At 66.4% G+C, this 19614-nt stretch carries 17 protein-coding genes; 15 read left to right on the forward strand and 2 right to left on the reverse strand.

Annotated features, from left to right (window positions below; translation table 11 throughout):
* Positions 1-41 precede the first annotated feature (41 nt).
* From IPM49_04650 to IPM49_04690, 9 genes are read left to right on the forward strand one after another with little or no spacing between them, the layout of a single operon-like run.
* On the forward strand, positions 42-674 hold the full coding sequence (locus IPM49_04650; GenBank protein MBK9273815.1) for a carboxypeptidase-like regulatory domain-containing protein: 633 nt from the start codon (positions 42-44) through the stop codon (positions 672-674).
* A gap of 2 nt (positions 675-676) precedes the next feature.
* Positions 677-2197, forward strand: coding sequence for an amino acid adenylation domain-containing protein (locus IPM49_04655; protein ID MBK9273816.1), 1521 nt, complete (start codon positions 677-679; stop codon positions 2195-2197).
* Positions 2198-2207: 10 nt separating this feature from the next.
* Complete coding sequence (locus IPM49_04660) at positions 2208-2474, forward strand: acyl carrier protein (GenBank protein MBK9273817.1); 267 nt, start codon at positions 2208-2210, stop codon at positions 2472-2474.
* Entirely contained in the window at positions 2471-2980 is a 510-nt protein-coding gene (locus IPM49_04665) for a GNAT family N-acetyltransferase (protein ID MBK9273818.1), read from the forward strand. The genes IPM49_04660 and IPM49_04665 overlap by 4 nt, the downstream gene beginning before the upstream one ends.
* Before the next feature lie 2 nt (positions 2981-2982).
* A complete protein-coding gene (locus IPM49_04670; protein ID MBK9273819.1) occupies positions 2983-3861 on the forward strand; it encodes an AAC(3) family N-acetyltransferase in 879 nt (292 codons plus the stop codon).
* 43 nt (positions 3862-3904) lie between these two features.
* Positions 3905-4885, forward strand: coding sequence for an SIMPL domain-containing protein (locus IPM49_04675; protein MBK9273820.1), 981 nt, complete (start codon positions 3905-3907; stop codon positions 4883-4885).
* 50 nt (positions 4886-4935) lie between these two features.
* On the forward strand, positions 4936-6039 hold the full coding sequence (locus IPM49_04680) for an efflux RND transporter periplasmic adaptor subunit (protein ID MBK9273821.1): 1104 nt from the start codon (positions 4936-4938) through the stop codon (positions 6037-6039).
* A 6-nt stretch (positions 6040-6045) separates the two neighbouring features.
* Positions 6046-7299 carry an ABC transporter permease gene (locus IPM49_04685; protein MBK9273822.1) on the forward strand — a complete coding sequence of 418 codons (1254 nt, stop codon included), beginning with the start codon at positions 6046-6048 and terminating at the stop codon, positions 7297-7299.
* Positions 7296-7979, forward strand: a complete 684-nt coding sequence (locus IPM49_04690; GenBank protein ID MBK9273823.1) for an ABC transporter ATP-binding protein — start codon at positions 7296-7298, stop codon at positions 7977-7979. The genes IPM49_04685 and IPM49_04690 overlap by 4 nt, the downstream gene beginning before the upstream one ends.
* A gap of 3 nt (positions 7980-7982) precedes the next feature.
* Here IPM49_04690 and IPM49_04695 read toward each other — a convergent pair whose 3' ends face one another.
* The gene (locus IPM49_04695) at positions 7983-10949 is read right to left on the reverse strand and encodes a serine hydrolase (protein ID MBK9273824.1); all 2967 of its coding nucleotides are present in this window, start codon (positions 10947-10949) and stop codon (positions 7983-7985) included.
* 75 nt (positions 10950-11024) lie between these two features.
* On the opposite strand from IPM49_04695, the gene mutL reads away from it, so the two are divergent.
* The 4 genes from mutL to IPM49_04715 all read left to right on the forward strand — a co-directional run bounded on the left by mutL (position 11025) and on the right by IPM49_04715 (position 15848).
* A complete protein-coding gene (mutL, locus tag IPM49_04700) occupies positions 11025-12944 on the forward strand; it encodes a DNA mismatch repair endonuclease MutL (GenBank protein ID MBK9273825.1) in 1920 nt (639 codons plus the stop codon).
* The gene (locus tag IPM49_04705; GenBank protein ID MBK9273826.1) at positions 12941-13714 is read left to right on the forward strand and encodes a rhomboid family intramembrane serine protease; all 774 of its coding nucleotides are present in this window, start codon (positions 12941-12943) and stop codon (positions 13712-13714) included. The genes mutL and IPM49_04705 overlap by 4 nt, the downstream gene beginning before the upstream one ends.
* Positions 13715-13819: 105 nt before the next feature.
* The gene (locus tag IPM49_04710) at positions 13820-14710 is read left to right on the forward strand and encodes a rhomboid family intramembrane serine protease (GenBank protein ID MBK9273827.1); all 891 of its coding nucleotides are present in this window, start codon (positions 13820-13822) and stop codon (positions 14708-14710) included.
* The gene (locus tag IPM49_04715; GenBank protein MBK9273828.1) at positions 14703-15848 is read left to right on the forward strand and encodes an endonuclease/exonuclease/phosphatase family protein; all 1146 of its coding nucleotides are present in this window, start codon (positions 14703-14705) and stop codon (positions 15846-15848) included. The genes IPM49_04710 and IPM49_04715 overlap by 8 nt, the downstream gene beginning before the upstream one ends.
* Here IPM49_04715 and IPM49_04720 read toward each other — a convergent pair.
* Entirely contained in the window at positions 15845-16714 is an 870-nt protein-coding gene (locus IPM49_04720; protein MBK9273829.1) for a TraB/GumN family protein, read from the reverse strand. The two genes, IPM49_04715 and IPM49_04720, sit on opposite strands and share 4 nt — an antisense overlap.
* Positions 16715-16954: 240 nt before the next feature.
* On the opposite strand from IPM49_04720, the gene IPM49_04725 reads away from it, so the two are divergent.
* Complete coding sequence (locus tag IPM49_04725; GenBank protein ID MBK9273830.1) at positions 16955-17947, forward strand: IS110 family transposase; 993 nt, start codon at positions 16955-16957, stop codon at positions 17945-17947.
* Positions 17948-18252: 305 nt separating this feature from the next.
* The gene (mtaB, locus tag IPM49_04730; GenBank protein MBK9273831.1) at positions 18253-19614 is read left to right on the forward strand and encodes a tRNA (N(6)-L-threonylcarbamoyladenosine(37)-C(2))-methylthiotransferase MtaB; all 1362 of its coding nucleotides are present in this window, start codon (positions 18253-18255) and stop codon (positions 19612-19614) included.

Consider the following 19614-nt stretch of genomic DNA (forward strand, 5'->3'; position numbering starts at 1 on the left):
TCCTTGGAACTGCGGCGGGGATGGGACCTACCTTTGGCGCGATGCGAAGGATCATGCTGCTGCTGGCCCTGCTGGGGCTGTTCGAGGCCCGTGCCCAGGAGGCCGGCCCCACCCGCGACCTCGTGCAGTTCAGCGGGGTCGTGGTGAGCGGGGACAGCCTTTTGCCCGTGCCCTTCACCAACATCCTGATCAAGCACAGCTATCGGGGCACCATCAGCGATGTCTACGGTTATTTCTCCTTCGTGGCGCAGGAGGGCGACACGCTCATCTTCTCCGCGGTGGGCTTCAAGCGTTCGCAGTTCGTGGTGCCCACGGACCTTGAGGAGAACAAGTACAGCATGATCCACCAGCTCAGTGCGGACACCATCCTGCTGGGGCAGGCCAACGTGTACCCCTGGCCAAGCCGTGAGCAGTTCCGCGACGCGTTCCTGAACCTGGAACTGGCCGACGACGACTACCAGCTGGCCATGCGCAACCTGTCCCCGGCCGAGATGCTGCAGCGGATGGAGAACCTGCCCCCCGACGCGTACGAGAGCTTCCGCTACCAGATGGCCATGGACCAGACCCGCCTCTACCAACAAGGGGGCATGCCCACCATCAACCTCTTCAACCCCATCGCGTGGGCGCAGTTCCTACAGGCGTGGAAGAGCGGGGCGTTCAAGAAGAAGCAGTGACCGTGTCGTCCCCGGCCCCCGACCACCTCTGGACGTATTTCGAACGCGCATGGCGGGCGGCTCCGGACCGGACGGCCTTGCATGTGGAAGGCCGCGGGTGGTCGTATGACGAGCTCGCCGCCCGGGCACTGGCGGTCAGCGATGCTGTTCGACGGCACGGCGGTGGTGGACCTTTCGTGGGGCTGCACGCGCACCGCAGCATCGGCGCATACGCCGGAGTGCTGGGCATCCTTCATGCGGGCAAGGCCTATGTGCCGCTGAACCCCCAGCTGCCCGTGGACCGGCTCGACACCATCGCCGGCCTGGCCGACCTGGACCTCATCGTCGCCGATGTGCTTCACGAGGCTTCGGCCCACGGGCTTGCCGCGCGCCGGAACCACGGCTGCGAGGTCATCGTGGCGGGTGAAGCGCTCGGCGCGGATGCACCGGCCCTCGGCGGCCGGGAGGCGTACATGCTCTTCACCTCCGGAAGTACCGGCATGCCCAAGGGGGTGCCCATCAGCCACGCGAACGTGGTGGCGTATGTCGAGCATCTGCTGGAGCGCTTCACCCCGGGCCCGGAGGACCGGTTCTCGCAGACCTTCGAGCTCACCTTCGACCTCAGCGTGCACGACCTCTTCGTATGCTGGGCCGCTGGAGCCTGCCTCTATGTGCTGCCGAAGGACCGGATGATGGCGCCGGCCCGCTTCATCCGGGAGCACGGCATCACCCAGTGGTTCAGCGTCCCCAGCGCCGCCGTGCTGATGGACCGCATGCGGCTGCTGAAACCCGGCGCCTTCCCAAGCCTGCGCGTCAGCGCCTTCTGTGGTGAGCCCCTCCCCGCCGACCTGGCCATGAAGTGGGCCCTCGCCGCGCCCAACGGTCGCGTGGAGAACCTGTACGGGCCCACGGAGGCCACGATCGCCATCACCGGCCATGTGCTGGATGCGGCCGCACCGAAGGCCCGGCATGGCATCCTCAGCATCGGCCGCCCGTTCCCCATGGCGCGGGTGCGCGTGGTGGATGCCGACGGGAACGACGCGGAGGAAGGCGAGCTCTGGCTGGGTGGTCCTCAGCTGAGCACCGGATATTGGAAGGATCCCGAACGCACCCGTGCGGCGTTCGTCACGCATGGCCCCGAACAGGAGCGCTACTACCGCACCGGCGACCACGTTCAGCGCGATGCCGACGGCGACCTGTTCTTCATCAGCCGGCTGGACGACCAGGTGAAGGTCCGGGGCCACCGCATCGAGCTGCAGGAGGTGAACCAGGTGCTGAAAGCGGTGAGCGGCGGCGCGTTCGCCTATGCGCTGGCGCACCCGGTGCGCGACGGCATCGCACAGGGCATCGAAGCCTTTCTGCCCCTGGCGGTCCAGGCCCATGGCGCCGCGATCCTTGAGGCTTGTGCGCGACGGCTTCCGGACTACATGGTGCCCGCACGCCTGCACTTCACGGACGAGATCCCCTACACCACGAGCGGAAAGGCCGACCTGCGGGCCCTCCGTGCCCGGCTCGAGGAACCCGCACGATCCGGGGATCGATAACTTCGGCGCCATGTCCTTCAACGAGGTCACTGTGCGTGAGCGCATCCGCGCCGCGCTGACGCCCCGGCTCACGGAAATGGGCCTCACCCAGGCCGATGTGGGCGACGGCATGAGCCTGACCCAGAGCGGTGTGCTCGACTCCTTTGCCTTGATGGAATTGATCGGACGCCTGGAGCAGGACCTCCATGTGGAACTGGATTTCGAAGCGGTGGAGCCCGAGCAGTTCACCACGGTGAAGGGACTTGCCGCCGCGTTCGTCAAAGCCCTCACGGCGTGATCGAGGTGCGTGCCCTGGACCGGGATGCCGCCCCGGAGGAACTGCTCGCCGTGGAAGCCCTCTTCACGGCGATGTACGGCCACATGGACGGCCTGGGCCTGATGGTGCCTCTCGCACCAGGCGGGGCGGGCCTCTGGTTGAGGGCCCTGATGCCCATGCTGGGGAAGCTGCACACGATCCAGGTGGCCTGGGCCCAGGACCCGGCCGCGCCAGGGCGGCTGGATGCGCCACGCGCCGTCGGCTTCGCCGCCGGCAGCATCCGCGTTGGCCCGGCGCACCTCGGCGGACTTCGTTCCGGCGCGGTCACCCACCTGTACGTGGACCCTGGGCAGCGCGGCGGTGGCGTGGGTCGCCGGCTCTACGCCGCGCTTTCCGCATGGTTCACCGAACGAGGGCTCCACCACCAGGAGCTGGAGGTGTTGGTGAACAACGAGCCCGCGCGTCGTTTCTGGGCCGCCCAGGGATTCGTGCCGGACCATCTGGTGATGCGCCGCCTGCCGGTCTGACCATGGCGATCGCACCGGACCAGGTCCTTTTCGCCAACGGCGCACAGCGTGTCACGGCCGGCGACCTGCTGCACACCCTGCGCGAACTGGGCGTTCGACCGGGTGATCTTCTGTTCCTGCACACCGACCTGCTGCGTTTTGGCCGGCCGGCGCCGGATCTCATGCGTGTACGCGGGGCGCTGTTCGACGCATTGATCGCCGTGCTCCGCGAGGCCGTGGGTCCGCAGGGCACCCTGATGATGCTGACCCTTTCGACACGGACCCTGGAGACCGGACGGTTCGATGTGGACCGCACACCCGGTGAGGCGGGCGCCCTCACCGAGCACTTCCGGCAACTGCCGGGGGTGCGCCGCATCCCCCACCCCACCCACAGCGCGGCGGTGGAAGGCCCCAAGGCGGATCTGTTCATGGATCCGCCGGTCCATCCCTTCGGGGCGGGTTCATTGTTCGACCGCTTGAAGCGCGAAGGCGGCAAACTCCTCTTCCTGGGCGCGGACTTCCATTGGTGCACCTTCAACCACCACATCGAGACCATGCTGCCCGTGCGTTATCGGCGCGAGGAGCGCGTGCCGATGACCATCGTGCGGGACGGTGCCGAAACACGGGGCGAGGCCATCCGTTTCCGCAAGCCGGCCCGCTACTGGACCAGCTTCGCCCGCTTCCGCGCAGCGCTGCTTGACCAAGGCATCCTGCGGGAACGACCGCTCGGCCGCGGCGTTGTATCCCTGTCCGATGCGCAAGCCCAATTCGAGCTGGGCACCGAACTGTTGCGCCGCGATCAGCGCTTCTTCATGAACGTTCAGCCCTGGAGCCGCTTCCTGCTCTTCAAGGCCAGGGAACGGGCCGGCCGCGTGCTCCGTGCGTTCGGGCTGCGCCGCTGAACCACGTGCCGGCTGATGTGTACCGTGGTGAAAACCACGGCCCATGATCCCTGCACGACCTCTGAAGCTCGCTCTCTTCGGCCTTCTGGCCCTTCCCGTCCATCCCCAGGCCATGGGCAACCTGATGTATGAGAGCAACAGCCGCATCTTCTTCCAGCAGGCCGAGCAGCCGGTGAAGGCCACCATCCAGGGCAACATGCTGGTGCTGGAGGTGAACGCCATGATGAACGCCACGGCCGACAGCTACCTGGCCATCTTCCACGTGACGCAACTGGGCCAGACCGCCGAGGAGGCCGACAGCCTGATGAACGCCCGCGTGAACGGGGTGATGCGCCGTGTGAAGCAGGTGGGCGTGAAGGAGAGCGACGTGTTCACCGACATGCTCTCGTTCGTGCCCGTGTATGAGCTGGAGACCACGCGCAAGCTCTTCAGCAGGACCTACCAGGAGGTGCCCGTCGGTTTCGAGATCCAGAAGAACATCCACATCCGCTTCACCGATGCGCGGGTGCTCGACAAGCTGGTGACCGCCGCGGCCAAGGAGGAGATCTACGACCTGGTGAAGGTGGACTTCTTCGTGGAGAAGCAGAGCGCCTGCTATGACACGCTGCGCATGTTCGCCACCAAGCTCCTGCAACAGAAGCTCGACAACTTCGACAAGCTGGGGCTGAAGATCAAGGAGAGCCACCGCACCGGTGCGGAGAAGAACGGGGCCTACTTCCCCCTCGACCGCTACACCACCTACCAGACACGCACCCAGAGCTCGCTGAACAGCCGTCGCAAGGGCCAGGTGGTGAACGACATCCGCCGTCCGCAGACCCTCTTCTACAACAAGGTGCCCTACGGCCACTTCGACATCGTGCTGCACGCCGAGATCACCGAGCCACCGGTGCAGTACACCTACAACCTCACCCTCACGTGCCAGCTGCCCGAGGCCTTCGCCGACAACAAGAAGGAGGTGAAGGAGATCATCAAGCACGTGTGGATCAACGATAAGGGTGACGCCAAGGTGATCGCGCTGCCCTGAGGGCCACCTGACGGACGACAGGGGGCAGGCGGCTGCGGTAGCTTTGCCCCGTGTTCCGACCTACGCCCCTGCCCTATTCGGGCCGCCTGTTCCCTGTGCTGCTGCTCGTTGTGCTCGGTTGCGGCCGCAAGCAGGAGACCATCAAGCCGTCCGTCGGCCCCATCACCGAAAGCGTCTACGCCAGTGGCATCGTGAAGGCCGCCGGCCAGTACCAGGTGTATCCCACGGTGACGGGCACGGTGATGGCCCTGTTGGTGAAGGAAGGCGACACCGTATCGGCCGGAACGCCCCTGGTGCGGATCGATGACCGCACGGCCTGGGCCAGCACGCGCATCAGTTCCGCCCAGGTGCGCCTGTTGGAGCAGAACGCATCGGATGATGGTCCCGTGCTCTCCCAACTGCGCGAGGCCGTGGAGCAGGCACGCGATCGCTACAAGGTGGACAGCACGAACTACGAGCGGCAGAAGGCCCTTTGGGCACAACAGATCGGCAGCCGCAACGACTTCGATCAGCGCGAACTGGCCTACACCACCAGCAAGGCGGGGCTGACCCGCGCCGTGAAGGCCCTTCAGGAAACGCGGGACCGCCTGCGCACCGAGCTGGAGGTGGCCCGCAACAACGCCGCCATCAGCACCGCCGGCAGCGACGACCGCACGCCACGCAGCCTGATCGACGGCGTGGTGTACGACCTGCTGGTGGAGCCGGGGGAACTGGCCACGCCGCAGAAGGCGATCGCCGTGGTGGGCAGCGCCACCGACCTCTACCTGGAGCTCGAAGTGGATGAGTACGACATCCGCCTGGTGAAGCCCGGACAGCGCGCGCTGATCACGCTGGACAGTTACGACGGCACGGCCTTCGAGGCCGAGGTCACGCGGATCGTCCCCCTGATGGACCAGCGCTCGCGCACCTTCAAGGTGGAAGCGCGTTTCAAGGAGCGTCCGCCGCAGCTCTACCCCAACCTCACGGCCGAGGCCAACATCGTGCTGCGCACCAAGGAGAACGCGCTCACCATCCCCGCCGCCTATCTCCTCCCCGGCGACTACGTCCGCACGGGCCCGGATGAGCGCGTGCAGGTGCGCACCGGCGCCCGTGACCTGGAGAAGGTGGAGATCCTGGAGGGCATCACCGCCGACACGGAGCTGTACAAGCCGTAGCGCGGCATGAAGCTCCTGCTCACCATCGCCCTCACCCTGCTGCGCGCCAAGCTGCGGCAGAGCATCGTGGCGGCCGTGGGCGTGATGTTCAGCATCACCATGTTCGTGGCGCTGCTCGGCTTCATGAACGGGTTGAACGACCTGCTCGACGGCCTGATCCTGAACCGCACACCGCATGTGCGCCTCTACAACGAACTGCAGGCGACACCGGAGCAGCCCGTTCAGGTGGCCGACGGAGACACTGCCACACACCATTTCATCCGCTCGGTGAAGCCCAAGGACGACCTGCCGCGGCTGCGCAACGCCGAGGCCATCATGCAGGCCATGGAGCGCGACCCGCGGGTGATGGCCGTATCGCCCCGGCTGGTGGCACAGGTCTTCTTCAACGTGGGCACCGTGGACCTGAACGGGCAGGTGAACGGCATCGATGTGATGCAGGAGATCCGCTACTACCGCTTCGCCGACTACCTCACCCAGGGCGATCCGCACGACCTGGCCACGGGCAACAACACCATCGTGCTGGGCAAGGGGCTGGCCGACATGATGGCGGCCGACATCGGCGAGACGGTGCAGGTGACCACGGCCACCGGCGACCGCGCCATGCTCCGCGTGGTGGGCATCTTCCAGAGCGGCATCGCCGACTACGACAAGGTGCAGTGCTACGCCAACATCAAGACCGTGCAGAAACTGCTCGCGCGACCCGGCAGCTACTACACCGACATCAACCTGAAGCTCCACGACCTGAACGCCGCACCCGTCATGGCCCGGGAGCTCGCCGCGCGCTTCATGGTGGACGCCGTGGACGTGCAGACGGCCAACGCGCAGTTCGAGACCGGCAGCGATGTGCGCAACATCATCAGCTACGCGGTGGGCGTTGTACTGCTCATCGTGGCGGGGTTCGGGATCTACAACATCCTGAACATGATGATCTACGAGAAGCTCGATGCCATCGCCATCCTGAAGGCCACGGGCTTCAGTGGAAGTGATGTGCGTCGGATCTTCCTGCTCCTGAGCATGATCATCGGGCTGGTGGGCGGCGCATCAGGCCTCATCGGTGGCTTCCTGATGCAGCAGCTCATCGACAACCTGCCCTTCGATACGGCCGCCCTGCCGACCATTACAACCTTCCCCATCGACTACGACCCGAAGTACTACATCATCGCCGTGAGCTTCGCGCTGCTCACCACCTGGATCGCGGGCTGGTTCCCGGCGCGCAAGGCGGCCCAGGTGGACCCCGTGGAGATCATCCGAGGAAAATGAGCGTCACCACCAACATCCTCGATGTGGAGAAGGTGAACAAGTCCTTCCACGACCCCGTGACCGTGCCCGTGCTGAAGGACGTGTCGTTCAGCGTCCGGCACGGCGAGTTCGTGAGCATCACGGGCAAGAGCGGGTGCGGCAAGAGCACCTTGCTGTACATCCTCAGTACCATGGACACCGACTACGAGGGCGATGTGGCCATCGATGGGGAGCGCACGCAAGGTTTGAGCGGTGAACGCCTCGCGGCCATCCGCAACGAGAAGATCGGCTTCGTCTTCCAGTTCCACTACCTGCTGCCGGAGTTCAGCGTGCTGCACAACGTGATGCTGCCAGGGCTGAAGCTGGGCCGTAAGAGCGCGGCGGAGGTGGAGGCCGACGCCATGGCCCGGTTGAAGGAACTGGAGATGGACGGCCAGGCCATGAAGATGGCCAATCAGCTCAGCGGCGGGCAGAAGCAGCGCGTGGCCATCGCGCGCGCGCTGATCAACGACCCGCTGATCATCATGGGCGACGAGCCCACGGGCAACCTCGACAAACGCAACGCCGAGATCGTCTTCAGCATCTTCCAGCACATCGCCTCCGAGCACAAGCGCAGCCTGCTGATCGTGACGCACGACCCCGACTTCGCCGCCCGCACGGACCGCAACATCGTGATGGACGACGGGCGGATCGTGGGCTGAGGATCAGTGCGTGCGCGCCGCGACGGCGGCATGGACCACCTCCTGGATGCGGGTCCGGATGTTCATCTCCGACAGCGCCTTGTTGGCGGCCGTGGGGTACACCCGGTTGCTGAGGAAGATGTAGACGATCCGTTGCTCGGGATCGGCCCAGGCCATGGTGCCGGTGAAGCCGGTGTGCCCGAAGCTCGCATAACTAACACAGGAGCAGGTGGGGCCACCCTTGCCGCGCACGGGCTTGTCGAAGCCCAACCCGCGCCGGTTCTCCCCGGTTTTGGGCTCCGGTGCGCAGAACTGGCAGCGGGTGAACTCATCCACCACGGCCTCGCTCAGGTACCGTCGTCCATTGTACACGCCCTTGTTCAGCAGCAGCTGGAACACCACGAAGAGGTCCTCGGCGTTGCCGAAGAGCCCCGCATGACCGGCCACTCCGCCGAGAAGCGCCGCGGTGGGATCGTGAACATCGCCCCACACCTGCTGCCGCCGGAACTCGGGGTCGTACTCCGTGGGGGCGATCCTCCTGCGCGGCACGCGCTGCAACGGCGTGTATCCGAGGCGATCGAGCGCCAGTGGACGGTAGAACACCGAATCCACGTACCGGTCGAGGGTGGTGCCGGCCACCCGCTCCACCACGCGCTGCATGAGCAGCAGGCCGAGGTCGCTGTACTTGTACTCCTTCACCGGGTTCAGCGGGGGGCCGAGGATCCAGCCCGCAAGGCTGTCCCGATAACTGGCGCTGATGTATGTGCGCTCGGCCACACGAAGGGCATGCGCACTGTCCGCCTTCTCAGCGACCACTCCCGGCCGGGGCTCCTTGTTAATCAGCAGGCGCTGGTGGAAGGGCACCCAGTCACGCAACCCGGCCTGATGGGTGAGCACTTCGCGCAGGCCCAGGCGCGCATGGGCCTCATGCGGCCCGTTGAGCTCGGTGAGGTAGCTGCCCAGATCGCGGTCCAGGTCGATGCGGCCCTCGTCCACGAGCTTCATGACAGCGAGGGTGGTGGCGGCCACCTTGGTGATGCTGGCGAGGTCGTACAGGTCGTCCGTGCGAACGCTCCGCTTGCCATCGTAGGTGGGTTTGCCATAGGCCTTATCCCACACCACATGCCCGTCCACGGCCACGAGCACCTGGGCACCGGGGAAGGCCTTGGCCGCGATGCCCTCCTGCACGATGGCGTCGATGCCGATGAGGTCCGGGGTCCGAAGGCCGGCTTCCTCGGGAAGCCCGTAGGTGGTGCGACCGGGCAGGGCCTCCCAGCTCAACCCGTTGCCTGCTTCGAACTGGGCCGAGGCGGTCACCGGCAGGGTGCCACCCACGGAACGTGCGCCGAAGAGGGCCTGTGCACAGAGGTCATGCACGTCGGGGTCGTCCTCGTACCCCACCAGCAGCCCGTCCAGCTCACTGCTGCCATAGGCGCGGGTGAGCCGGTAGGGATTGCCGAACCAGGCGAGCACCGTGCGGTGGTGGCGTTGAACCTGCTGAAGCACTTCGAACACCCGATCGGGTGCACCGAAATCCCTGTCCACGCGATAGCTGGTGCGGTGCACCGATGCGATCACCAGGTCGTGGCCCTCCAGCCTTCGCAGGAGCCCGGCAAGGCTGTCGCGATACAGGTCCTTGGGCACGCCGATGCTGGTGATGCGCGCGTGGCGGGCCAGGTGGCGGTGGAACGCGTTGCCCGCACTGTCGCCAAAGGCGAGGGCCGCGATGCGAAGACTTCCGGGATCGGCAATGGGCAGCAGGCCGTCGCGTGAGCGCAGCGCGGTAAGGGCCTGGCCGAAGAGCGTACGGCGCAACACCCTTGCCGCGGGGACATTGAGATCGTCCGCAAGCCCTTCGGTGCGCACGACAGGGCGTTGATGCAGGCCGGCCCAGCGCTTCGCGCGAAGCACCTTGCGGCACTTGTGGTCAATGAGCTCGCGCGGCACCAGCCCGCTGTCCACCGCCTGCTGGATGCGGTCGATCGCCTTCACCGGGTCCTGCGGGAACAGCAGGACATCGTTGCCGGCAAGCAGCGCACGCAGCTCGATCTCACCCGGCTTGTCGGCGTTGGCCACCCCCTTCATGTTCAACGCGTCGGTGAACACAAGACCCTGGAAGCCGAGTTCGCGTTCGAGCAGTTCGTTCACCACGGGGCGGCTGAGGGTACTGGGCAGGCCGGGGGTGCTGTCGAGGGCGGGCACCTCCAGGTGGGCCACCATGATGGCGCTGAGCCCCTCCTCCATCAGCCGCTGGAAGGGGTACAGCTCCAGGGAGTCGAGGCGGCCTCTGGGATGCGCGATCAGGGGAAGGGCATGGTGGCTGTCCGCATCGGTGTCCCCGTGGCCGGGGAAGTGCTTGGCGGTGGCGATGACACCACCGGCCTGGAGCCCACGCATATAGGCCACGGCCTTGCGGGCCACGAGCTCGCGCTCCTCACCGAAGCTGCGGTCGTTGATCACCGGGTTCGCCGGGTTGTTGTTCACGTCGGCCACCGGGCTGAAGCTCACATGCACGCCGAGCCGTTGCATCTGCCGGGCGATCTCGCGCCCCATCTCCTCGATGGCCGCATCGTTGCTCAAGGCGCCCAGCGTCATCTGCTTGGGGAACCGCACGGTGCTGTCCAGCCGCATCGCCAGCCCCCATTCCAGGTCCATGCCCACGAGCAGCGGCACGCGGGCCGCGGCCTGCCAGCGGTTGGTGAGCTGGGCCTGCCGCACGGGGCCGCCCTGGAAGAAGATGAGGCCGCCCACGCCGTGGTCGCGGACCAACGCATCCACCTCGGCCACGTGCTTCGCATCCTTGTTGCTGTAGGCCGCCACCATCATCAGCTGGGCGATGCGGTCGCGGGGGCCGAGCGTCGCCATCACGCTGTCGGCCCATTCCATGTCCTCCATGAGAAAGGCCGGAGCGTGGCGCGTCGGCGGAGGACCGCCCCCCAGGGTGAGCACGGCCGAAGCGGCCAGGAGCGCGCGCTGGAGGAGGTTCGTCATGAGCGGTCAAAGCTACCCGGGGTGCCTGCGGGGCGCGGGCCGGGGCCCGGCGCGTTTATCAACACGTACGCGGGGATGGCCGCGATCATTGCGGATGGCGTGGGCCGCCCGGGCCGCGGGCTACCTTTGGCGGCTTCCGCGATCGATCCGATGGAGCCCTTGATCCGCCTGCTGCCCGACCACGTGGCCAACCAGATCGCAGCAGGCGAGGTGGTGCAGCGCCCGGCGAGCGTCGTCAAGGAACTGCTGGAGAACAGCGTGGACGCCGGAGCGGGGCAGATCACCCTGGTGCTGAAGGACGCGGGCCGCACCCTGGTGCAGGTGACGGATGACGGCCGGGGCATGGGCCCGGATGATGCCCGGCTGTGCTTTGAGCGGCACGCCACCAGCAAGATCCGCGCAGCGGACGACCTGCAGACGCTGCGCACCAAGGGCTTTCGTGGGGAGGCCCTCGCGAGCATCGCGGCGGTGGCCCAGGTGGAGCTGCGCACGCGCCCCCAGGCCTCGGAGCTCGGCACCCGGGTGGCCATGGAGGGCAGCCGGGTGCGGGCCCAGGAACCGGTGGCCATGGCCGCCGGAACGACGATCGCGGTGCGCAACCTGTTCTACAACATCCCGGCCCGGCGGCAGTTCCTCAAGAGCGACGCCGTGGAGCTGAAGCATGTGCTGGAGGAGTTCCAGCGGATCGCACTGGCCCATCCGGGCATCGGGTTCCAGGTGGTGCACAACGACCAGGAGCTGTTCCGGATGCCCGCCAGCGCGCCCGATGCCACCGAGGGCGCGGCGTTGCGGCAACGTGTGGTGCATCTGCTGGGCCGCCGGTACGACGAGCGGCTGGTGCCCGTGGAGGAATCCACCGGACACCTGCGCATCACGGGCTTCATCGGCAAGCCTGAGTTCGCGCGCCGCACGCGGGGCGAGCAATACTTCTTCGTCAATCAGCGCTTCATCCGCAGCAGCTACCTGGAACATGCGGTGCGCACGGCGTTCGACGAGCTGGTGGCGCGGGACCACCACCCGGCCTGGTTCCTCTTCCTGGAGCTGGACCCCGCGCAGATCGACATCAACATCCACCCCACCAAGACGGAGATCAAGTTCCGCGACGACCGCAGCGTGTACGCGGTGCTTCACGCGGCCTTGCGGCGGGCCTTGGGGCGCTTCAACATCGCGCCGAGCCTCGACTTCGAGCCGGAGCCGGCCATCATGTCGGCCTTCGCCGGGATGCCGAGCGTGCCGGCCGTGGCCCCGGTGGTGAAGGCGCCCGACTGGCGTCCCCAGGACCTGGGCCCACCGCGCGACCCCACGGGCTGGCAACAGCTGTTCGACCTACGCGCCGCACCGGCCGGGGGTGACCCGCCCGCCGACGCTGACCCGGCGCACGCCAAGGCCCATGTGCTGCCGATGGGCGAGACCGAGGCCGATCACGGACCTCGACCGGTGTTCCGGATGCAGGGCGGCTACATCGTGTCGCCCCTGCGCAACGGATTGATGGTGGTGGACCGGCGGCGTGCGCTGGAGCGCATCGCCTACGAGCGCGCCCTGAAGCGGCTGGAGCAGGGCAACGGCCCCAGCCAGGCCGAGCTCTTTCCGCGCAACATCGAGCTGGCCCCGCAGGATTTCGCCCTGGTGGGCGAATTGCTACCCGAATTGCGCGCGCTGGGCCTCGACCTGGAGGTCTTCGGTGGGCGCACCATCACCGTGCGCGGCCTGCCGGCCGAATCGATGAACGATGACCCTGCCGCGCTGCTGGACACCCTGATCGCCCAGTTGCACAGCGAGCGGGGGACGCTGAAGCTCGAGCGGCACGCGGCGATCGCCCGCAGCATGGCCCGGAGCGTTGCGGCGCGCAGCGATGAGGCCCCGGCGCAGGAACAGCTGCGCGACCTCGTCGACCGCCTCTTCGGCTGCGAAGTGCCCTACTGGACCCCCGGCGGCAAACCCACGCTGATCACCTTCGGGCTCGATGAGCTCGCCCAACGCTTCGAACGCGGATGAACCCGAACGTGCTGCTGCCTCCGGTGGTGAAGAACCTGCTGATCATCAACGGCCTGTTCTTCCTGGCCAAGTTCAGCTTTCCGGCGGATGAGCTGGGCCGAAACACGCTGGATGCGACCCTGGGCATGTACTATGTGGGCTCCCCCCTTTTCCGGCCCTGGCAGGTGTTCACGCACCTCTTCCTGCACGGCGACCTGGGGCACCTGTTCACCAACATGTTCGGCCTGTTCATGTTCGGCGGCCCTGTGGAGCGCCACCTGGGGTCGAAGCGTTTCCTGATCTACTACCTGGCCTGCGGGCTGGGCGCCGCGGCCCTCCACACCGGCGTGAACGCCTACGAGGTGCTCCGCGATGAGGCGGTGGTGGCGGCGTACGGTGCGGACGTGCAGGAGGTGCGCGAAGCGGTGGCGGCCGGATCGCTCATGGAGGCCGACCACATCCTGAACGGTGTGATGGCCGCCCATGGCGTGCCTGACCAGGCCCTCACCCAGCTCTTCTTCGACCACATCGGCACGATCATCGGGGCCTCGGGCGCAGTGTTCGGCATCCTGCTGGCCTTCGGCATGCTCTTCCCCGAGCAGGAGATCTTCCTGTTGCTGCTGCCGATCCCCATCAAGGCGAAGTACTTCGTGGTGATCTACGGCCTGGTGGAGCTCTTCATGGGCCTCAAGCAGAGCCCGGGCGACAACGTGGCGCACTTCGCGCACCTGGGCGGCATGATCTTCGGCTTTCTGTTGCTGCGGGCATGGCGCCGCCGCATGCTGCTCTGACCGACCGATGAGCCGCCCGGCCCGGACCGTTCGTGGAATACCTTTCCGGCCGGGGCGGAAGGGTCCGAACTTTGCGGTGATCCTGCAACGCATCCACAGGCCACGATGGGCATCCGCGACGATGTGAGCATGCACTGGCGCACCGGCGGCGCCGCGGTCAGGCTCATCCTCATCAATCTCGGCGTCTTCCTGCTCTACCACGCGGTGGGGCTGGTGCTCTTCCTCACCGGCACCCCCGAGCCCGACCTGCTGAAGTGGCTGATGGCCACCAGCCATCTGCCGGCGCTGGCCCTCAGGCCGTGGACCGTGGTGACCTACATGTTCACCCATGCCGATGTGTTCCACATCTTCTTCAACCTGCTCATGCTGTGGTTCAGCGGGCGGTTGTTCGAGGACCTGCTGGGGCCCAAACGCCTGCTGGGGAACTACCTGCTGGGCGGGCTCTTCGGGCTGGCGTTGTACATCCTGGCCTACAACCTGTTCCCCCCCTTCCAGCGCTTCGCCACAGGCAGCACCATTCTGGGGGCCTCGGCGGCGGTGATGGGTGTGTTCATCGGCATCGCGGCGTACCGGCCTGACATGGTGGTGCACCTGATCCTGTTCGGAGCGGTTCGGCTCAAGTGGATCGCCCTGATCTATGTGGTGATCGACCTGGTGAGCATCCGACAGGGCAGCAACAGCGGCGGCCACATCGCCCACCTTGGCGGCGCGCTGCTGGGCTACCTCACCGCCGTTCAGCTGCGGCGCGGGCGCGATGTCTCCACCGCGTTCATCGGCTGGTTCGAGGGCGCGTGGGACCTGCTGAGCGGGCGCAAGGCCCGGCGGTTGAAGGTGGCGCACCGGGGCCGGGTGGCCGTGATGGCCGACCAGGTGCCGGCCCACAAGCGCGACAAGCAGGCCCGCGTGGACGCCATCCTGGACAAGATCAGCCGCAGCGGCTACGACAGCCTCAGCAAGGAGGAAAAGGATTTCCTGTTCAAGGCCAGCCATGAGTGAGGCCTCCCGCCGCGCGCGACCCAGCCGCTGGCACCTCCCCTTGTGGTGGGCCAACCTGCTCGCCGCACTGCTGTTGCTGCTGGCCTATCTGTCCGCCCGGGTGCCGCCCGACACCTTCTGGCCCCTCGCCTTCTTCGGCATGGCCTACCCCTTCGTGCTGCTCACGCACCTCTTCTTCCTGGTGTGGTGGGCGCTGTTCCGGCCCAAACGGATGCTGGTGAGCGCGATCGTGGTGGGCATCGGTATCGGCCACATCGGCGACTATGTGCAGCTGCTCGGCAGGCGCCACCCTCCCGGGAACGCCACGGAGCAGGACCTGAAGGTGATGTCGTACAACGTGCGCTTGTTCGACCTGTACAACTGGAGCAACAACACCCGGACGCGCAACGAGATCCTCGACCTCATCGCCTTCGAGGGGGCGGATGTGCTCTGCCTGCAGGAGTTCTTCCTGGCCGAGGACAGGCGCTACTTCAACACGAAGGACACCCTGCTGCGGCACCTGGGTTACCGGGCCTGCCACGACAGCTACACGGCGCACACCCGCAAGGGCCACCACTTCGGCATCGCCACCTTCAGCACCCATCCGATCGTGGGCAAGGGCACCTTGGAGTTCGCCGACGACCTGAACAACCTGTGCATCTGGACGGACATCGCGGTGGGCGACGACACGCTGCGGGTGTACAACGCCCATCTGGCCAGTGTGCGCTTCGGGGGCAACGAATACAGGTTCATGGAGGACCTGGACACGGGCACGGACGCCGACAGTCTGCGCAGCGGGGGCCTGCGCATCGCCGGGCTGTTGCGCAATGCCTTCCTCCGCCGTGCCGAGGAGGCGCGCCTGATCACCGCGCACATGGCCAGCAGTCCCCATCCGATCGTGTACTGCGGCGACCTCAACGACACCCCGATGAGCTACAGCTACACCCTGCTCACCGAGCGGCTTACGGACGCCTTCGTGGAGAGCGGCCGGGGTGTGGGGCACACCTACATCGGCGTGTTCCCCAGCTTCCGGATCGACCACATCCTTCACGGTCCCGAACTGACGGCCTGGAACTTCCGCACGCTGCCCGATGAGCTGAGCGACCACCGCGCCATCGTGTGCGAGTTGGCCTTGGTGGGTACCGGAGCGCCACGCTAGGGCCGCTCTACCGCGACCGGACCGAGCGTGTAGCCCAGGTCCTTGAGGCGGTGGAGCACCCCACCCTCACCCGGCAGGTGCGCGGCGCCCACGGCGAAGAAGCAACTGCATCCCTCGCTCAATCGCGCCGCCATCCGTTCGGCCATCCGGGTGTTGCGCACCGCGAGCAGGGCCTCATCCATCGATCCGGACATGCCCCCCTGCCGCACGAGGGCGTGCATGGTCTCCAGGTCCTGCCGGGCGTAGGCGTCCATCATCCGTTCCATGATCCCGCGGTACAGGTCGTGGCGCACCATCTCCAACAGCATGGCCGCCTGATCCTCCAAGGGAATGGCGTCGATGGCAGCCAGCTGTTCCTGCATGGTCTCCAGTCCGCTCACCGCCCGTCCGATGGAACGGGCCCGGGCCTGCACCGCCTCGTCCAGCACGAGCGCGCTGTCGTTGCGCATTAGGGTCTCGGTGAGCAGGGCCATCGACCAGAAGGGTCTCATGCGGTCGCTGGCCAGGGCCATGAGGCCCAGATGCTCCTTCAGCGCCTTGCGCACACGTTCGAGGTCCTTCTTCTTGTAGAGGTCGGCCAAGACGCGGCCGTCGGGCATCTGCATGGCGCCCAGCATGGCAAGCCCGCCCTGGGCCGAGGCATCGTGATCCAACTCGCCCACCACTTCGGCACATTCCGCCATGGCGGCCCACAGGCTGTCATTGCCCTGATAGGCGCGGGCGTCACGGCTGTGCACGGTGCCCAGCACGTAGGCCGGTCCGGTGACGCCCGGGCCGGTGATGCGCCAGAGCATGCTATGCGGGAGCGGTTGGGCCGTGGCCAGTCCGGCACACCACACGCTTGCGGACAGGACGATCGAACGCATGTGCGCCAAGGTACTCTAGGCTTGCACGCTGAACTTAGCGGATGAACCAACTGAAGGAAGCCGAGCGGTACGGGAGGTGAACCGGGCCAAGGTTCAGGATCTGGTCCTGTGCGCCTATTGGGACCTCTCGTACCCCGGTGTCCACGGCTCGGATAGAAATTGAGGCTCGCGGCCTGTTAGAGTTCTGAAGCAACGGACACCTGCTCAGCCCCTTCAGAGGTGGAACGAACCAAAAGTACCATGAGAACGATCGGTATCGATGTAAGCAAGGCGACCTTGGATGTGGTCTTGCAGGACGAACAAGGCAAGCTGGTGCAGGAGGAGCGGGTGAAGAACAGCTGTGTTGGACTGCGGTCGCTACTGCGCAAGTGGGCCAGGCAGGGGCACTGCGACACCACCGCCCTGGTGTGTCTGGAGCCTACCGGGCACTACAGCCATGGGGTGGTGAAGACCCTGCTGGACCTGGGCCACCCCACTTGGCTGGCCCACGCCACGGATATCCGCTTGAGCATCGGCATGCAGCGGGGCAAGAGCGACAAAGTGGATGCACGGCGCATCGCACAATACGCGCACCGGTTCAGGGACAAGGCCCGTTTGGTCGGCCAGAGCCACGTGGAGTTCGCCGAGCTCAAGGCGCTGTTGGCACTTCGCGAGCGCTTGGTGAAGGAGCGGGGCAAGAACACCGCGCAGTTGAAGGACAACGTGCTCTACCTCACCGGGAACACCAAGGACCTGGTGAAAGCCGAGCTCCAGCGACAGCTCAAGGCCCTGGAGCTGTCGATCACCAAGCTGGACCGGGCCATCGCGGTGTTCCTCCGCAAGGACAGCGCCTTGCAGGGCAGGAACAAGCTGGCACAGACCGTATCGGGCATCGGTCCGGTGCTGGCCAGCGAGCTGATCGCCCACACCGAAGGCTTCACCCGCTTCGACTCACCCAGGCAACTGGTCTGTTATGCCGGTGTTGCACCCTTCGAACGCACCTCTGGGTCCAGTGTGCGTGGAAAGACCGCCACGTCCTCCTTCGCCAACCACAGGCTCAAAAGCCTCTTGAAACTGGCCGCCTTGGCCGCCGTCCGTGTGCCCGGGGACCTACAGGACTACTATCACCGCAAGATCGCTCAAGGCAAACGACCCATCGTCGTGCTCAACAACGTGGCCGGCAAGATCATCCACCACCTCTGGGCCGTGATCCACTCAGGCAGACCTTATCAACCTCGCTTGCACATGTCATAGAAATAGGCGCGGTCGTCAGAGTACGATGTAGGCCAGCAGAAAGGACAGGACGGACAAGATGGCGGACAGCACGCCGCCTGTGAGGATCAGCTGGCTGCGGTTGCCGGGTCGTGCGCGAAGGGTGCCCATGGCGATCGGATGCGAGGGATAGACGAGGACTTCGCGGAAGGGTTGCCACAGGGCCTTGACACCGGAGCGGAAATGTGCGATGGGATCCCGTGCCGGCGGTGGGCCACAGGCCCCTGAAGGCGTGCGCGTACCTTCGCCGCCCGCATCATGCGCACCGCGTATCCGGTGCCCAAGCCATGAGCTCCCCCCGCACCGTCGCCTTCCACACCCTGGGCTGCAAGCTCAACTTCGCCGAGACGAGCACCCTGGCGCGCGGGCTGGAGGAGGCCGGGTACGCCCGGGTGCGGCCCGAGGAGCGGCCGGACGTGTTCGTGCTGAACACGTGCAGCGTGACGGAGAACGCCGATCGTGAATGCCGCCAGTGGGTCCGATGGTTCCAGCGGATCAATCCGGAGGCCTTCGTGGCCGTGGTGGGGTGCTATGCCCAACTGAAGCCGGAGCACATCGCGGCCATTCCCGGGGTGGACCTGGTGCTGGGCGCCAACGAGAAGTTCGACCTGGCGGCCCACATCGAGGCCGCGGCGGGCAAGCGTTCCGTTGGTCTGGCCGTGCACGGTCCCATCAAGGAAGCGCGGTCCTTCCATCCGTCCTGGAACAGCGGGGACCGCACACGCACCTTCCTGAAGGTGCAGGACGGCTGCGACTACTTCTGCAGCTTCTGCACCATTCCCCTGGCGCGGGGCCGCAGCCGTAGTGGCACCATCGCGCAGACCGTGGCCCTGGCGGAACGGATCGCCGCAACGGGGGTGAAGGAGATCGTGCTCACGGGGGTGAACACCGGCGATTTCGGCCGCCAGCATGGAGAGGACCTGCTGGGGTTGATCGAGGCGCTGGACCGGGTGGAAGGCATCGAACGCTTCCGGATCAGCAGCATCGAGCCCAACCTCTGCCACGATGGGGTCATCGCGTTCGTGGCGGCCAGCAGGCGCTTCATGCCGCACTTCCACATGCCCCTGCAGAGCGGCAGCGACGCCATCCTCGAGCGCATGCGCCGCCGGTACGACACGGCGCTGTACGCCGACCGGGTGCGCACCATCAAGAGGTCGATCCCCCATGCCTGCGTGGGGGCGGACGTGATCACCGGCACACCGGGCGAGACCGAGGAGGAGTTCCAGCGCACGCATGCCTTCCTCCGCAGCATCCCGGTGGACCACCTGCACGTGTTCACTTACAGTGAGCGGGCCAACACCACCGCCGTGCGGATGGACGATACCGTGCCCATGGCCGAGCGCCGCGATCGCACCAGGCAATTGCGCATCCTCTCCTCCAAGTTGCAACGTGCGCACTACGAAAGGCACCTTGGAACGGTGCGTCCGGTGCTCTTCGAGCAGGGTGATGCCGGCGCGGACATGATCGAGGGCTACACGGACAACTACATCCGCGTGGCATTGCCTTACGATGGCGCCGTTGTCAACACCATCGCAGCGGTCCATTTGCAGCACATCAGTGGTGATGGGCACACCACCGGTGTATTGAACACGCACACCGGACCAGAGCGTAGCAACTGGCCAACTGCCGGCTACCAACTGGCCATCTGA

Source organism: Flavobacteriales bacterium (assembly GCA_016715895.1).
Classification (GTDB): domain Bacteria; phylum Bacteroidota; class Bacteroidia; order Flavobacteriales_F; family PHOS-HE28; genus PHOS-HE28.

Coding starts and splice junctions, on each gene's coding strand:
- IPM49_04650 (MBK9273815.1), top strand. CDS start 42: ATGCGAAGGATCATGCTGCTGCTGGCCCTGCTGGGGCTGTTCGAGGCC.
- IPM49_04660 (MBK9273817.1), top strand. CDS start 2,208: ATGTCCTTCAACGAGGTCACTGTGCGTGAGCGCATCCGCGCCGCGCTG.
- IPM49_04670 (MBK9273819.1), top strand. CDS start 2,983: ATGGCGATCGCACCGGACCAGGTCCTTTTCGCCAACGGCGCACAGCGT.
- IPM49_04675 (MBK9273820.1), top strand. CDS start 3,905: ATGATCCCTGCACGACCTCTGAAGCTCGCTCTCTTCGGCCTTCTGGCC.
- IPM49_04685 (MBK9273822.1), top strand. CDS start 6,046: ATGAAGCTCCTGCTCACCATCGCCCTCACCCTGCTGCGCGCCAAGCTG.
- IPM49_04690 (MBK9273823.1), top strand. CDS start 7,296: ATGAGCGTCACCACCAACATCCTCGATGTGGAGAAGGTGAACAAGTCC.
- IPM49_04695 (MBK9273824.1), bottom strand. CDS start 10,949: ATGACGAACCTCCTCCAGCGCGCGCTCCTGGCCGCTTCGGCCGTGCTC.
- mutL (MBK9273825.1), top strand. CDS start 11,025: ATGGCCGCGATCATTGCGGATGGCGTGGGCCGCCCGGGCCGCGGGCTA.
- IPM49_04705 (MBK9273826.1), top strand. CDS start 12,941: ATGAACCCGAACGTGCTGCTGCCTCCGGTGGTGAAGAACCTGCTGATC.
- IPM49_04710 (MBK9273827.1), top strand. CDS start 13,820: ATGGGCATCCGCGACGATGTGAGCATGCACTGGCGCACCGGCGGCGCC.
- IPM49_04715 (MBK9273828.1), top strand. CDS start 14,703: ATGAGTGAGGCCTCCCGCCGCGCGCGACCCAGCCGCTGGCACCTCCCC.
- IPM49_04720 (MBK9273829.1), bottom strand. CDS start 16,714: ATGCGTTCGATCGTCCTGTCCGCAAGCGTGTGGTGTGCCGGACTGGCC.
- IPM49_04725 (MBK9273830.1), top strand. CDS start 16,955: ATGAGAACGATCGGTATCGATGTAAGCAAGGCGACCTTGGATGTGGTC.
- mtaB (MBK9273831.1), top strand. CDS start 18,253: ATGAGCTCCCCCCGCACCGTCGCCTTCCACACCCTGGGCTGCAAGCTC.